Source organism: Pseudomonas sp. Z5-35, from assembly GCF_051131945.1.
Taxonomy (GTDB): domain Bacteria; phylum Pseudomonadota; class Gammaproteobacteria; order Pseudomonadales; family Pseudomonadaceae; genus Aquipseudomonas; species Aquipseudomonas marvdashtae.
This window is the reverse complement of record NZ_CP071640.1, coordinates 2,346,085-2,361,064: the sequence shown is the minus strand read 5'-3', so window position 1 is coordinate 2,361,064 and position 14,980 is coordinate 2,346,085. Positions and strand designations below refer to the sequence as shown.

7 protein-coding genes and 1 pseudogene are annotated in these 14,980 nt (G+C 54.5%); 2 read left to right on the top strand and 6 right to left on the bottom strand.

Going from position 1 to position 14,980, the window contains the following annotated elements; translation table 11 throughout:
- Together J3P95_RS11075 and J3P95_RS11070 are read right to left on the bottom strand one after the other, a co-directional pair.
- Entirely contained in the window at positions 1–1,659 is a 1,659-nt protein-coding gene (locus J3P95_RS11075; RefSeq protein WP_434577296.1) for a bifunctional 3-(3-hydroxy-phenyl)propionate/3-hydroxycinnamic acid hydroxylase, read from the bottom strand.
- A gap of 1,581 nt (positions 1,660–3,240) precedes the next feature.
- The gene (locus J3P95_RS11070) at positions 3,241–9,078 is read right to left on the bottom strand and encodes a DUF3320 domain-containing protein (protein ID WP_434577298.1); all 5,838 of its coding nucleotides are present in this window, start codon (positions 9,076–9,078) and stop codon (positions 3,241–3,243) included.
- 367 nt (positions 9,079–9,445) lie between these two features.
- Here J3P95_RS11070 and J3P95_RS11065 point away from each other — a divergent pair, with 367 nt between their 5' ends.
- Positions 9,446–10,270: a DUF6216 family protein gene (locus tag J3P95_RS11065; RefSeq protein ID WP_434577299.1), complete on the top strand. Its 825-nt coding sequence runs from the start codon at positions 9,446–9,448 to the stop codon at positions 10,268–10,270.
- A gap of 551 nt (positions 10,271–10,821) precedes the next feature.
- Here J3P95_RS11065 and J3P95_RS11060 read toward each other — a convergent pair.
- The 3 genes and pseudogenes from J3P95_RS11060 to J3P95_RS11050 form a co-directional block, all read right to left on the bottom strand.
- The gene (locus J3P95_RS11060; protein ID WP_434581329.1) at positions 10,822–11,223 is read right to left on the bottom strand and encodes a hypothetical protein; all 402 of its coding nucleotides are present in this window, start codon (positions 11,221–11,223) and stop codon (positions 10,822–10,824) included.
- 13 nt (positions 11,224–11,236) lie between these two features.
- Positions 11,237–11,290, bottom strand: a pseudogene (locus J3P95_RS11055) (hypothetical protein); the annotation flags it as partial.
- Complete coding sequence (locus tag J3P95_RS11050; RefSeq protein ID WP_434581330.1) at positions 11,287–11,574, bottom strand: hypothetical protein; 288 nt, start codon at positions 11,572–11,574, stop codon at positions 11,287–11,289. The gene J3P95_RS11050 and the pseudogene J3P95_RS11055, both read right to left, overlap by 4 nt.
- Before the next feature lie 253 nt (positions 11,575–11,827).
- Here J3P95_RS11050 and J3P95_RS11045 point away from each other — a divergent pair, with 253 nt between their 5' ends.
- Positions 11,828–13,105: a DUF5623 domain-containing protein gene (locus tag J3P95_RS11045; RefSeq protein ID WP_434577301.1), complete on the top strand. Its 1,278-nt coding sequence runs from the start codon at positions 11,828–11,830 to the stop codon at positions 13,103–13,105.
- Positions 13,106–13,370: 265 nt separating this feature from the next.
- Here the strand turns inward: J3P95_RS11045 and tnpC are convergent, their stop codons facing one another.
- Complete coding sequence (gene tnpC / locus J3P95_RS11040) at positions 13,371–14,939, bottom strand: IS66 family transposase (RefSeq protein ID WP_434577303.1); 1,569 nt, start codon at positions 14,937–14,939, stop codon at positions 13,371–13,373.
- Positions 14,940–14,980 lie beyond the last annotated feature (41 nt).

Below are 14,980 nucleotides of genomic sequence, written 5' to 3'. Positions count from 1 at the left end.
CTAAGCTCTTATTCCGATGGACATGTGCATGTTAGTGGAAAGATCCTGGATGTTGGAGTCGCGAACAACCCCGAGCACATCGAGGCACTCTTCGACCATCTTTGCAGCCTGATCCCCAGGGCTGTGGTGCATGATGATCCGGTCAGGGCGCACGGCCACCAATGTCCCGGTCTTCGCCAGCGGCAGGAAGGCATTGTTCAGGTCCTCCAAGAACGCTGAGCCCTGTTCTCCTGATTGTCCATGGGAACCAATATGCAGGAAAACGCCTCCCACCGAGGCCCAAAGATCAACATGACGTTGGTCCAGCAAGGTGCGCGGGTCAACGCCAAACCCAACCAATGTGAGTTGATCCCCGAGACTGTCATCGCTTAATTGGAACTGGCGGTTCGCATCCCGAACCCAGGCCTGTGGAAATAGTCCGCCACGGATCAGCTTGTCACCACGGCGATGGCACTGGAACAGGCCAGTCTTGAAAATGTTTTTTGGTTTGATGTCCAACTCTTCAAAAAAACGCCGGGTCGGCGGCGTCCATGACAGCGATCGCATCAGACCATGAATAAAGAAAGCGGCCAGCTTATTGCGAGGCATCACCAGGCGTGCCATCAGTTTCGCCATGTTGATCATTTGCTGTGCATGGGGACGACGTTCCGCGTCGTAGGAGGCCAGAACAGCGCTGGACGCCTGACCGCGAAGCACCCAGGCCAACTTCCACGCAAGGTTGGCAGCATCGCGCAGACCGGTAACCAGACCTTGCCCAACGAAAGGCGGCGTGATGTGAGCCGCATCGCCAACGAGAAATGCCCGCCCTTTCTGGAAGCTCTTGCAGCAACGCGCATGGAAGCGATAGACAGCCTTGCGCTCGATTTGCACTTCTTCGGTGGATGACCAAGGCAACAGCAGCTTGGCAACGTTCTCGGGTTTCTCCATTTCCTCACGCTTTTCCCCGGGTTGCAGCATGAACTCCCATCGCTCCCGTCCACCTGGGCCAGGCATGTGAGGTGTAGGTCGTTGTGGATTGCATAGAAATTCAACATGATTGATCGCCGTGTGATGCCGATTGCAGGCATCGACAATGAGCCAATCCTCCGCATAGGTGCTTCCCTGAAAATCTTGACCTATCAGCGTCCGAACTTTGGAGCTGGCGCCATCTGCTCCTACGAGATACTTGGCTCGAATGGCGTAGGTTTGACCGTCCTCACCGACCACAGAAGCTGTGACACCCTCCTCGTCTTCAATGAAACCTTCTAGCGCCATCCCTCCCATGCTGCTGACTGAGTCGAAAGTGCCATATCGCGCTCGCATCGCGTGCTCGAGATCTGGCTGGTAGAACGTCACAAGCTTCGGATGCCCGTCGAGGCTGCCACTGGTATTGGCTCGAGAAAACTGACCAAGCACCGGTGAATGCATACGGACTTCAGGAATCAGGACCTTCTCGAAGGCGTCCTCGGCCAGGCCAGCCAACTGCAGAATGCGCAGAGCCTCGTTATCCAAGACGATGGCTCTGGGCATGAGTACGACGTCGTGGGTCTTATCCAGTACCAGCGTCCTGACGCCATATCGCCCCAGTAGCGCGGCAAGTGTTGCACCAACCGGGCCATTACCAACCACTAACACATCAACCAAAAGGGGGGGCTGCTTGGGTGGGTTCTTATTGTTCATCTCGAGCTCTTCTTATTGGGGAGAGGCCGACCGCCCGAAGGACATGTCGTGAAGCAGGAACAGGTTATCCTCAAATGACCAAATCCTCAATATTGAGAAATCAATCATTTCTGGCTAGTAACCCGTTCCGCTCGAAGGAGGGTTCGCCGGCAGCAAGGATCGTTGCAAACTGGTGTCACGAGCCATCGTTTTAGGGGACGCCTGAAATAAAACTTCGGACCTGAAGGCGTCGTTGGCGCCCCTAACCGGCTATTAGCCGCCTGTTCCGAAGAGCAGCTAGGCGATGATTAACCATTGTAATGATGACGCGTCGTGTTGCCCGTGGAGGCCGGCAGGGCTCATCTCGCTACGAGCGAGCACGCACCGACCGAGTCGTCGACTCCTTTTGAGCATTTTGCGGACATGCTCGCCCAATGGACTGGTTATGCCTAAAATATCTCCGAAATCTAACATCCGCTCCGACCATGTTGACCTAAGCACGCGCTAGATTGGGAGTGGCGGACTGCATGTACACATTAGTGAGCTTCACCAGGAAAAGCAGGAAAGCAGGAAAGCAGGAAAGCAGGAAAAGCAGGAAAGCAGCGTCAACGCAAACCCAAACCGCCTGCAATCAAGGGCGAGATTCAATCCAAGTTCTCGACCGTGCCCTTCCACCCGCTGCGAATAACGCAGAGACAAACTCACCTACAGTCGGAAGAGTGATTGAAGCTCCGTCTCAATTGATCACGCCCCACACCCTGGTGAGTCAATGGTTAAAACGTGCAATAGCCAGCAAAGCTCAAAGAGGGCTACCTGATTAGGCGAGCCTGATTGGTTTGTGCGCCGCTCAGATCCGTGTAGAGGGTCTGTCGCTGGCCGGAAAACGCTGATACGGGGCTGCTTGCCGCCCAAAAAAAGCAGAAGTACCAGCTCTCGGTGCATTTCGTATTCACGAAAAGCGCAAGGCGATTAAAGTTAGGGAGGGGGTAGTTTTTGGCGCGAGGTTTAGCGTGCCGGACCGCCGTATTGGTAAGGACCATCGTACTAACTCCACTCACAGGATGAAGGAGTGTTGTAAAGTATTCAGAGTGCCCTGCAGCTCTAAAAACTGACTTACCAAGCGTCGAATTGATGTACTAAAAATGTACTAAAAAATCGTGGATATTGATGTATCAGGATGGATTTTACTGGAACAAAAAAAGAGACCGAAGTCTCTTTCTTTGGTTTCTACATACTTCAATGGAAGTGTATAGAAAAATAATTGGAGCGGGAAACGAGACTCGTATCTGGTGTCCGACTCATTGAAATCTAAGGGGTTTCTTTTCTTGCTGGAGCAGGAAAAGACTTGATTCTGGACTTGTTTTAAAAGCACATCAACGGGCAAGAAGGGACATCCAAACCTAAGCGTTGACGACGCTACGCGCCAACCCACATCCTGAGTGTCCGAGCTGGCTTTCATCGGACAGTCCCTGCTCATACGATAACCACCCATCACGCTCTTCCCACCTGATGGCCAACGCCGGAGATTTGCCGCAGGCCCGGCAGGCAGCTATATATTCAACAGAACCGTAGGATTAAACCTTCGTCATGCCGCATTTCCAATCATGCCCCTAGGATGCGCTCCAGCCGTTCCCGTGCCGTAGTCGTCAACCTTTTAACTCTCATCAGCCGAGCAATCTCAAGCGCACGGTCACCAATGCCGACCACTTCCGCAGCGATACGAAGCTCTTCAGCCGCGATTTCCTCGATGGAACGACTATCCGAATCCGACGCAGGCACTCTATAAGTCGACCAATTCGCAATGTCCGATTCGGAATGCCAGACAAACGCCTCGTCTGCCGCCGTAACCTGCACGTGGTGATATTGCTCTGCGAGGTCAAGCACACGATCTCGGATGAGTCGCCCCGATCGCTGAAAGCCGTGGGCACGAGCTACGCGTTGAACCAGTACAGCATCGAGCATGGGAGCCTCCTGGCGCAACACCTCAGCAATGACCTCGCTCAGAACAGACACATAATCCGGCTGGTAAAACTGGGCCGCATCGATCAAGGGCTTAATGCCAGAGAGATCCGCGATGCGATATTCACCACGTTGCGGAGTCACCATAAACCCTGCCGTCGCTGAACGGGCGATGCGAGCCTCCGACGCAGTCGTAGCCTGGGCAACAGGCTCAGAAACTAGCGACTCGCCATTCTCTTCTTCTAACTCCCGTCCTACAGGAAACTCGATGATCGCCGCGACAGTTGGCGAATCAGGAGCCATAGAAGCCTCACGATTGGCCCGTGACTCATCCAACAGACTGTTCAGCGCCGCGTGCAACCGCTGAAGAGCCCCCTCCTTGTCTACCCACCATTCGGTAGACCACAGACGGAGCAAGCTCCACCCAAGTCCGCGCAGGATGGCGCCCCGCACCTTATCCCGGTCCCGGGCGGTAGCTGCGCTGTGATAAGTGGCGCCGTCGCACTCCACTCCTGCCAGATAATCACCTGGACGATCAGGATGGACGATGCCGAGATCGATGCGAAAACGCGAAACGCCTATTTGCGGTACCACTTCCCAGCCCAGTCGACGCAAGCCCTTCGCCACGGCTTCTTCGAAAGGCGAATCGTAGCTGCCCACAGAGCCGTGTACTGCCTCCGCAAGCGCTTTTGGCCCGCGTTGAGCGAACTCGATGAAATGCTTCAGATCCCGAACGGCTCGTGCATTGGTACGGTTAAGGTCGATCATGAAAGGATCGAACGATGAGAACACCAGCATCTCGCGGCGCGAGCGGGTAATGGCTACGTTCAGACGACGCCAACCGCCGTCCTTATTAAGCGGACCAAAGTTCATCGACATGCTCTGAGCTCCCGCCTCGGTGGGGCCGTAACCGATACTCAACATGATCAGATCGCGCTCATCCCCCTGCATGGTTTCAAGATTTTTCACCACCACTGGCTCAGTCTGAGTTTCCTGGAAGAACGGCTCGATTTGGGGATGTTGGGCCCGAGCCACGTCGAGTAGATCGTTGATTAGCTTTTGCTGATCGGAGTTGAGGGTGATGATTCCTATGGTATGGCCCGCCGCAATAAACGCAGGGTCCATCAGCCGTTTAACCGTTTCCGTGACGATAGCCTCTGCCTCGGCCTGGTTATATCTGCCCTTTCCTTTGGCGTAGGTGCCGTCCACTCGGCGCCACTCAACGGCACTGGCGCGCGTCTCTGACGCAGGGAAGGTTATGAGATTGCTGTCGTAGTAACGATGGTTCGAAAAGGCAATCAGGCTTTCATGCCGGCTGCGGTAGTGCCAGCTAAGGCTGTGGCTCGGTACGCCAGCCCCCAGACATTCATCCAGGATGCTTTCCATGTCTTCTTCGGTATCGTCATCGGCAGCGCTAGCGCCGCGGTTGAAGAAATTGGTGGGCGGCATCTGCCGAGGGTCACCTGCAATGACTACCTGCTTGCCCCGGGCAATCGAACCAATGGCGTCCCAGGGGGCGATTTGCGAGGCTTCGTCAAAAATCACCAAATCGAAAGGCGGCAGATCAGCCGGAAGAAATTGAGCGATCGACAACGGGCTCATAAGCATGCACGGTGCTAGACGGTTCAACGCATCGCCCATCTCAATCGCCAATTGGCGAACGGGCTTGTGCCGACGAGATTTTTGCAACTCATGCTTGAGTGTGCCGAAACCGCTGCTTTTGGAGACATCATTCTTGGACGGAATCTGCCCGCACAGTTTGGCACGGATGTAGCGCACGGTCAGTTTTGCCAGTTCGTCGTCAAGTCTACTGAACGCCGCAATGTCACTCATGTGTTCTGCGGCCACGAAGGTGCGCAGCAGTGGCTCTTCGTCGATGCCCTTTCTTGCGAACCAATATGCATATCCAGTCTGGAACGCATTAATAGCGGCCTCAGGCAGCAGACTACCCCGCTCTAGCGCATTGGCGATAGGCGCCAGGCCTGCTTCATCGGCCTGCTCTTTCACCCGGCACCAATCGCACCAAGCTTTAAGCTGCCCCTCTTGGCTAACGATCTGAGTGGAGATATCGCGCAACCCCGCGATAGACGAAATGACGTTGCCCCGTGTAGCAGCTAGCGCACTGAACTGGTTCGATATTTCCTCATACTTGGAATAAGTATGTTGCAGCTCAGCGATCGCGATACCGATATGAGTATCGGGACCAAGCATCTCATTAGCGTCCACAACTACGCGCTGGATCGCAGCGCGCAACGAGATCAGTGCGTCGGGTGATTCAGCTAGTGCACTGATTTTGCGGCGCAACTGCTCGGCCAGCTCAGTCGCTTGCGCGAGTCGGGCCCGGTCGCTGTTGGTACCCTGCCAGCCGGGAACAGACTGCAAGTCCACCGCCAAACCGTCCAGTTGCAGCAGAAGGGCCTGTTGCTGCTCCAGGATTTCCAAGTCGTTGATCGTATCCGGCAGTTCCGTTGCACCGCCGAGAACCGCCAGCCGCTTTGCGACTTTCTTTTTTGCGAGCGATGCGAAAAACCAGAACTTACCCGCGGCCCCATGCCATGCCGCACGAAGCTCCTCAACTGGAACACGACGGCATGCTTCGTCGGCGTAATTTACCGAAAGGCTTTGCTGAAGTACCTGATAGCGATCGACCCAACCAACCGCTCGGTGCGCGGACTCGATACGTACCTGTGCATCCGGAGCAAAGGCAAAGGAAAGGTTTACTCCGTGACACTTACCGAGCAGCGATGCTAATTCCGAGATGTACTGATAATGAATGGCCTCAGTCTTCGGAATAGACGCGTTCATCAGTCCCAGGAGCCGATCACAGGCGTTGTTCAAGGCATCTAGCGCCAACGGTAATTCGCGTGCGCAGGCCGCAATCTGGGACTGCCAGGCATTGGACCACTGCGTCTGCGCCAAACTGCTAAACGCAGGAGAAAGATCTCTGGCTGCCGCGCCATTCAACCCGAGTCGACGAGCAAGATCCTGGAACTCATCGTATTGAGTTGCATCGTGTTCGGCCGCCTCCGACCACTGAAGTTTTGGCGTCGCACTGGTGTGATCACGTATCACCCGGCCGATGGCCAGGTGTAGCGAAAGTCCGTTTGCATGACGTCGATGTAGCACTTCAACCAATTGATTCAAACGTGAGCGCAAAACCTGCAACCGGCCTGCTTCGCGCTCCCAATCTTCTGCTGTCAGAGCATCGCGAACATCCCAGGCACGATCCAGCTGTTTTAGAACCTCCACCTTCGATGCTTTGCTAGAGTGAAGTTCAAGGCAGAACTCCCCCAAGCCCTTTTCCGCCAGTCGTCGATATACCACCTCTAGCGCAGCGCGTTTTTCTGCGACAAACAACACCCTGCGACCCATTGCCAGGTTTTGCGCAATCATGTTGGCAATGGTCTGAGACTTGCCGGTACCGGGTGGTCCATCGAGCACAAAACTGTGGTTGCCTGCTGAAGCGACCACCGCCGACAACTGCGACGAATCGGCCGGCAGCGGAGTAAACAACTGCGCCGGTGTCACGACCATATCCAACTGCTCGGGGCGAGGAAACTCATCGCTACCGATCAAGCCTTCGCCCCCAGGGCTTCGCTCTAGCAAATGTTTGACCATCGTGCTTTGCAAAAGCTGAGCGGAGTGAGTCGCTAGGTCCTTCCACATCAAGTACTTGGCAAATGAGAACGTTCCCATCACCACATCGGGGACCACCTCAAAACCCGGTATATCACGCACGGCGCGGCGCACCATGTTCCAGATGCTAGCGACGTCGATCCCACTTTCATCTGCGGGCAGCTCTCCATCCAATCCTGGGATCACCAATTCGAAGTCGTGGCGCAACAACTCAAGCAACGTCAGGTTGAAACGAGGCTCTTCGTCGAGCATGCTCAGAGTCACCCCCGACAATGCGCTTTTGCGTTCAAGTTTTATTGGCAACAGGACCAATGGCGCGGAGTAGGTTTTGGGATCATCCGCGCTTTTCTTCCACTTCAGAAACCCAATAGCCAAAAACAGCGTATTCGCACCACCTTCCTCGAGATCAGTCCGCGCCTTTCGATAGAGCTCGACCAAGATGGCATCCAACTTAGTCTTTTCCAGGTTCGCTAGTACCTCACCACGATCCAGCGCTTGCCGGGCCACCTCTTCCAAGAGGTTTTCTCTGTTTTGCTGCTCATACAACGCTGGGTCACGACCGCCACTCCTGAGGTCAGGCACCGGGACTACCCGGATACGCTTGCCGCTAGCTAGTAAATCCTCAAGCCCCGCAGGGTCCGCGCACATCAAACGAACACCTTTCGCGCTGTCCGGAAGGTGTAACAAGCGATTGCGCGTAGTGAGATCCAGCAACTTACGCTGCCACAAGATGAGCTTACCTGCGGCACCATTGGTCTCCACAACGATCTCAACGTCGAAGCCTGGCAACGACGGAGCCTCTTCTAACACTTCACCTTGCTGTGGCTGTTGTCCCGATTCTACGGGAACATCGTAAGCCGCTACGCTCGCCGAAAGTGGACGGATCTTTTGCATGCGCGCGCGATGTACGTCAATTGCCATGACGAAGTCGTCATCGCTCAGTTGGCGCTCGGCAGCAGAAACGGCATGGCTAAAACTCGGAAACGGAGATTGCGTAGCTAATGTGGTTTCAAAAACCACGAGTTCCCTAAGATCGAGACGTTTACGAACGGCCGACGCTTCATCGGTCAACAATTGTGAGAATTCCTGAGGCTGTAGCCAGACTCCGGTGAATGCGTGCCCCTTGGTCATGATTACTAGAGGGTTAAGCCCGGCTTGCTCTAATGCCGCGGCAAACAACAGTGCGCTGTCCAAGCACGTGGCAACACCGTTTTCCAGAACCTGACTGGGCGTGCGGATTTTCTGCCCCTGCTGCTCAAAACTCGCCGGAGGCAGCGCATAGCTCAGCTTAAAGCTGCACACACCTGACCAGATAGCAGACGCAAGCTCCCAGGTCCGCGTGCGAGATTTTCCTTCATAGCCATCAATGCTATCTTTTTTTCCTGCACCGCGTAGTACGTCTGACGCCGCCTTCAACAACCGATCGACGGCTGGATCGTTAGGCATACAGAAGGCCGGCAGTAGCTCTGGCATAGCATTGAGGCCACCCCACTCTGCCCGCGCCAAGAGCTCAGTCGGCAAGCGTTCTTCAGCAAGCAGCTCATCGCCCTGGAATAATCGCAATATTACTTCTGCGGCCAAGCTTTCGCTCAAACCAGCCAGGTAATTCGCATTTAGTCTGATATCGCGATCACTAACGGTGAGTCGATCACCAGGACTGACCCGGTCGACGTGCCAAGTACGGGTTTCAACAAACTCAGGATCAGTGGTGAGGGTAAGTACTAAACCCTGCTCAGGCACGTCTCCTCCGTTGCTGATACTAAGTTCACGCAGCAGTGGAACAGCGTTCTGGTGCGAGGCAAAGCCGACTTTTCGGGCGACAACCGCCTCGATCTTCATGCTCATCAACGTCTCCTTGAGCGATACGCCTGCATTCCTGGCAAAGGGAGGGCGGCTGGATATAGGGCCGAGGATACATTGCCTGAAAAGCATTGGCACCGAAAGCGAACGCAAACCGGATTTGAAGCGGGAGCAGATGGTGCTGGAGGCATCGACCTGCATGCACGTTCTGCCCAAACAATATCGGCCAAACACTATCCCGGGATAACGTCGCACGGTAATTCCAACGCAGCTATGATCCTTGGGCTGCCCTAGCAGTGACTACTGGCCTTATCATTTTGTTGCTGATATAGACTTCAGCGCCGGCATGTCCAAGCACCGAAAATAGCTTATGCTTTTCGACAAACCTACTCAGCCATACAGGAGCAACGCATTGTCAGAACCGCTCGCAATTTCTCCATTTCAACTGATCGATGCTGGAATTAAAGTATCCCCATATTTCGGAGCGCTCATCTTGGCGGCGTATGTTCTAGGGAGAACGAATGCGCTCTTCTATGTCGTATACCGTGGCCATCAACTTTTAGGGGGAGCAAAAGACTTTCATAGTAAGTCCGCCCAACGTCACTGGAAAGCGCATGAGGATTTTCAACGATTTAACCTATGGTTCGGCATGAACCTCCGCACATCACGTAACATGACAAAATTCTTGTCTTGGTTAGATCAACACGAGTTAACGATCGAGGAACTCTGCCGTGCACGACGCTATTTCAACGCAAACAAATTAATATTCACGATTCCCACACCGTGGCACCGGTGGACGATGCGCGCTGGCATCTTGGCAGGTATCGCAATACTGACTGCGGTTTGGGCGGTATTTGTCGATGCCAAGCTGGCTTTTTACACCGTAAACAAGACCAAGACTAGCTTCTGGGTTGAGGAGAGCCGAGCCGGGAATTCTACCGGAGAAATTTTTGCATGGTTCTCAGAACCCTGGACAATCAATACAGAGTATTGCCTATTTTCCACAGATACCTCCCCGCTCGCCAATGAATGGGACAAAGAGGTGATCTGCGATCTAGTGCTGGGAAACCACAATCCACAAATAGAGGAAGCAATCAAGTCCCAAAAATTTATCGCTCTAAGCGCCGGCATTCTGGGTGCGGCTTGGTTTATTTTCTTGCTATTCATCATTGACCGCGAACGCAATGCCAAAGTGCTTTTACAAAAGGCGGGCAAGATCAATACATCACTTACATGATAGCCATATACACCTCGGAAGACTGTAACTTGACTTAATTTATCATCAGGACACCCCCCTGACTAAAACTCAAAGCAGGTTTGTTATGGTCTTAATGGTGAACCCAAATGCAGTCGCTCATAAAACGAAGCATGAAAATAACTCCCTCTTGAGGCGCGCAAAGGGGGGGGCAACTTCAGGGCGCAGCTCGGTCATTTGATTCAGCCTTTCCCGGCAATAATGCCAATACCAATCCGCTCTGCCAGATTGAGCACCGTGTCGAACGCAGTCGAGTCCCCGATCAAGCTGCGTGACGCCCCCTGCGGGTGGAGCGTACCGTCAGGAATACGAACTCGACATTATAGTCAGACATATTTTGCCCCACTAAATAGCTGATTGATGAAGCGAGGAAAATCTACGGTACCTGGCAATATACGAATCCGTCGACCACGTCGCGCCGGCTTAAGTACCGTGTACGAGCAAAAGCGCTGCGAATAAGCGAGTTGCAGCTGTGTGATTTCCCGAAAAAGTGTCGGCAACTGCAACTCGAACACGATCGATGAGACTGCGCGCTAGCTGCCAGACGGCGCCGGCATCGGAATATCACCCAGCTGCAGCCCCAGCAGCGTCATGTATTCATAGATGTGCTGATAGCCGGGTTGCGCTTCGTAGTTAGGGCAAGGGGATTGAAGTTCCCCACAGAGCCGCAGCTCCATGTTTGCGCCGCCCATGCCCCATTGCGTGTAGTTCAAGTTATTACGGGTGACGGTATCGATATTGGAGCAAACCATTTCCTTCATTTTTTCATCGATGACGTTGGTGGACTCATAGAGCGTCAAGGAGAAGTCGAGAGAGGTTGCGCACCATGCCATCGGAACGACATCCAGCGTGTTGTAGATGCGTAGCGCATTGCCGGCCATCTGCTGATTGAAATAGCTCGCAAAAAACACCATCGCCGGCCGTAGGCGCAGCAATCGTTTCGCAACGGAAATTGAAGTTCGAAAATTTGTCTTTCAAATAAAGCGCAAGAACCGACATCAAGGCATCGCCGAGGCTATGCCCGACCAACCGGATCGTTGCACCACTGCACTGTTTTGCCAGAAAATCGCAAAGTGTGCCCTGGAAACCGATTGTCGATACCTGATCTTTACACCGTCCGCAGTCCCTTGCGCCAGATGTGCCGGCACTGGGCAGTTCTTGATGAGTTTCTGCAGCGGCACCATTGGAGAATTATCAAGATCGTCTATCTGGTCCTTAAGGGAGTCGGCAAGGGTTCCACTCGTCACCACGACGATGTCGTTGTCGTTTTGCCCGCCGACCAGCACCAATGCTGCCTTTGCATATTCAATCGGCAGAAAAGCAGCATAACGAGTAAAAAGAGAGGTAAAAATTTTCGAGAGCGTTGCTGCTTGAACTCATCGCAAAACCGCTGCTACCATGCGATCGCGCCCCGGCAGGCGTATGACTCCCGTCTTTAAAGCTGGTAACGGCACTGCCTTGCTAAACGACTGACTGTGAATTCGATCGGTCTGTTGTAGCGGAGACGGGTGACGCTGCGTGATAGGCCGGGAGACATTCATGGTTACCCTCGCTATCCCTCCGTCCACTGTCGACGGCATCAAGCGCTTGGCAAAGGCTCTCAAGCGCGAATTTAATGTTACTCACCTCCAAGCCCTCGATGAGGCTGCTCGCAAAGCAGGCTTCCAGAACTTCTTGCACGCCAAACGTGCGATTACCACGATTGCGGCTCAAAACTACATCGCCTATGTGACGGTGTACTGGAATGACGCCAGGTCTGAGGTTCGATCCTCTGGTCGTTACACTGTAGAGGTTCGCCTCACGCGCCCCCTTTCCAAGTTGCTTACCGACGGCCTTCAGACTGGCGGCGCGTATTTGAGTAGATTCAAGCTTGAGGCGCCAGATCACCTCGAAATGCGTACCGATGCTAGCAGCCAGGTCAGTGCGATGCAGTACCTGGATCAAGCCAGTTTTACTCTGCTCTTCATGAACTCAACCGGGCTGGTAAGAGTTTTCCGGAATGGGACCGTTAAGGCCATGAATGACCTGGATAGGGTGCCCAAAGCCGATCACATGACCGGCTGGGAGGATCCACAATCCGGCGATTGGTTACTGCTGGATGAGCCCTACATTTCGCCTACGCCGGGATTCAGGAAGGAGTGGCTGCAGGAGCACGGGCTGTATCAAGTGGCGCCAAGATGGCCGGGACTCTACTACCCGGGCCAAGCCGTCCCATACCTGATTTCACCTAGTCAGGAGCTACTTGCGAAGGTACAGGCCCAGGTCGAGGGACTTCCGAACAGCGCTTACCCCAAGGGGATGCCTCAAGAAATGGCGTACGACTCCAAGTTTATTAGCCCAGCCCGCATCGCCTCCGGAAAACAAAGTAGATCGCGCACAATGCCGTTCACCGGTGTCAGAAACGGAGCGATCGCGTACGGCGGAGCGCCTGGGGTTCGTTCTAGGTGGCGCCCCGCACGGGGCATGCCACTTGAGAAGCACACAGCTATTGGGCCCATCCTACATAAGCTCTGCAATAGTTCTATGCGTACTGCCGGCGTAACTGCCAAGGTTCACGAAAAATTAAACCAGGTGCGATCGCGCCTAGAGGACTGGGCTTTCATGGAGCATCCCGGCGGCATTACGGCAGAGGTCGACGCCAAGCTCTACTACGGACGAGCGATTGACGGATATACCACTCCGCAAGACACTCTCAAGGCCATCGAGACTGTCCGAGACTTGCTCCTTAAAGGTTATGAGGAGTGCAAGCCAAGGGCTCAAATGCTTGCAAAGATTGAGGCCGCTGCCGCGGACCTTCAGAAAAAGGTAAGTCGTTAGGCGTTGGCTGCTCCCGCATGGCCTGCCTTGCTTTAGGGCAGGCCATGGTTTGTCGTAAGAACTGCAAAACAAACCCAGCATTCGTCTCACGGCTACCGACTGCACCAGATTTGTAAGCGAACAGCCAACACACCTTCCGAACTCCCAAATTAAGGGCGATGGTGTCCGCCTATTTTTAAGCGGACGCGATAGCCCTTAATGCGCCAACGAAACTCTTACCCCAAGTCGTTCAAAGGTATGCGTCCGGCCATCACGCCTTGCGTAACTAAACCGGTTGCCACTTATGCGGCAGCAACTGATCGATTTCACTCGCCCGCTGCGTCGGCAGGCGCGTGAGAACATCCTTCAGATACGCGTACGGATCATGACCATTCAGCCGTGCAGACTGGATCAAACTCATGATTGCCGCCGCCCGTTTGCCGCTGCGCAGCGAACCTGCGAAGAGCCAGTTCTTGCGCCCCAGTGCCCACGGACGGATCTGGTTCTCGCACCAATTATTATCAATGGGTACGGCCCCGTCATCGAGGTAGCGCGACAGCGCTGCCCAGCGTTTCAAGCTGTAATCCAGCGCTCTGCTGATAGCCGAGCCTTCAGGCACGAGATCGCGCTGGGCGATCATCCAGGCGTGTAGTGTCTTCATCACCGGCACGGCTTTTTCTTGCCGTATTCGGCAGCGTAAATCCGGCTCCAAGTTGCGGATTTCGCTCTCGATTTCGTACAGCAACTGGATATGGCGCAGCGCTTGCTCGGCGAGCATGCTCTTGTTGGTGGCGTGCAGTTCGAAGAACTTGCGCCGCGCATGGGCCATGCAGCCGATCTCGGTCACGCCGAGTTCGAAGCTGGCCTTATAACCGCCAAAATCATCACACACCAGCTTGCCCCGCCAGTCTTGCAGGAAGTTGCGAGCATGCTCACCGGCGCGGCTGGGGCTGAAGTCATAAACAACCGCTGCCGTTTCGCAGAATTGGCTGGTGGCGTAGGCCCAGACATAAGAGCGGTGGGTTTTCTTGGAACCCGGAGCGAGCATTTGCACCAGCGTTTCATCGGCATGAATGACCTGCTGCCCGAGCACTACGTCGCGCAACGCATCGACTAGAGGCTGTAACTGCACACCTGTCACGCCAACCCATTGAGCCAACGTTGAACGTGGAATCGCCAGGCCCGCTCTACCGAAAATCGATTCCTGACGGTAAAGAGGCAGATGGTCGGCAAACTTCGCGATCATGACGTGGGCCAGCAACCCGGCGGTCGGGATACCCTTGTCGATGACCTGTGCCGGAACAGGTGCCTGGATCAGCGTTTCGCAGTCATCGCAGACCCACTTGCCACGGACATGACGCTCGACGGTAAACACGCCGGGCGTGTAGTCCAGCTTCTCACTGACGTCCTCACCGATGCGCTTGAGTGCACAGCCGCATGGACAGTGGATATTGTCCGGTTCGTGATGGATCAACGTGCGTGGAAATTCTGCCGGCAACGCGGTGCGCTTGGGCTTTTGCTTTTTCTCGGTCGGCGTAGGGGCTGTTTGCAAGGCTTGAAGCTCAGCTTCAATCGCCGCGATATCGGTATCGATCAAGTCGTCGAGCAAGCTGGCCTGCTGCGGATTCAACTGCTCGCTACGCTTGGCAAACTTCAAGCGCTTGAGTTGCGCGATCTCATGGGTCAGTTTCTCGATAACCGTCTGGTCGCGGTTGATCTTCTTGCCCATCGTCTCGACCGTCTTGCCCATCGTCTCGACTTGCTGGTCGAGTGTCTCGACACGCTGTATCAACTGCGCCGCCAAAGCGCGCAGTTGTTCAGGGGTAAGGTGATCGAGATTGGGGAGCGAAGTCATGGTGCCGATTTTGCCAGACCAGGCAATTCGCGGCGATAGAC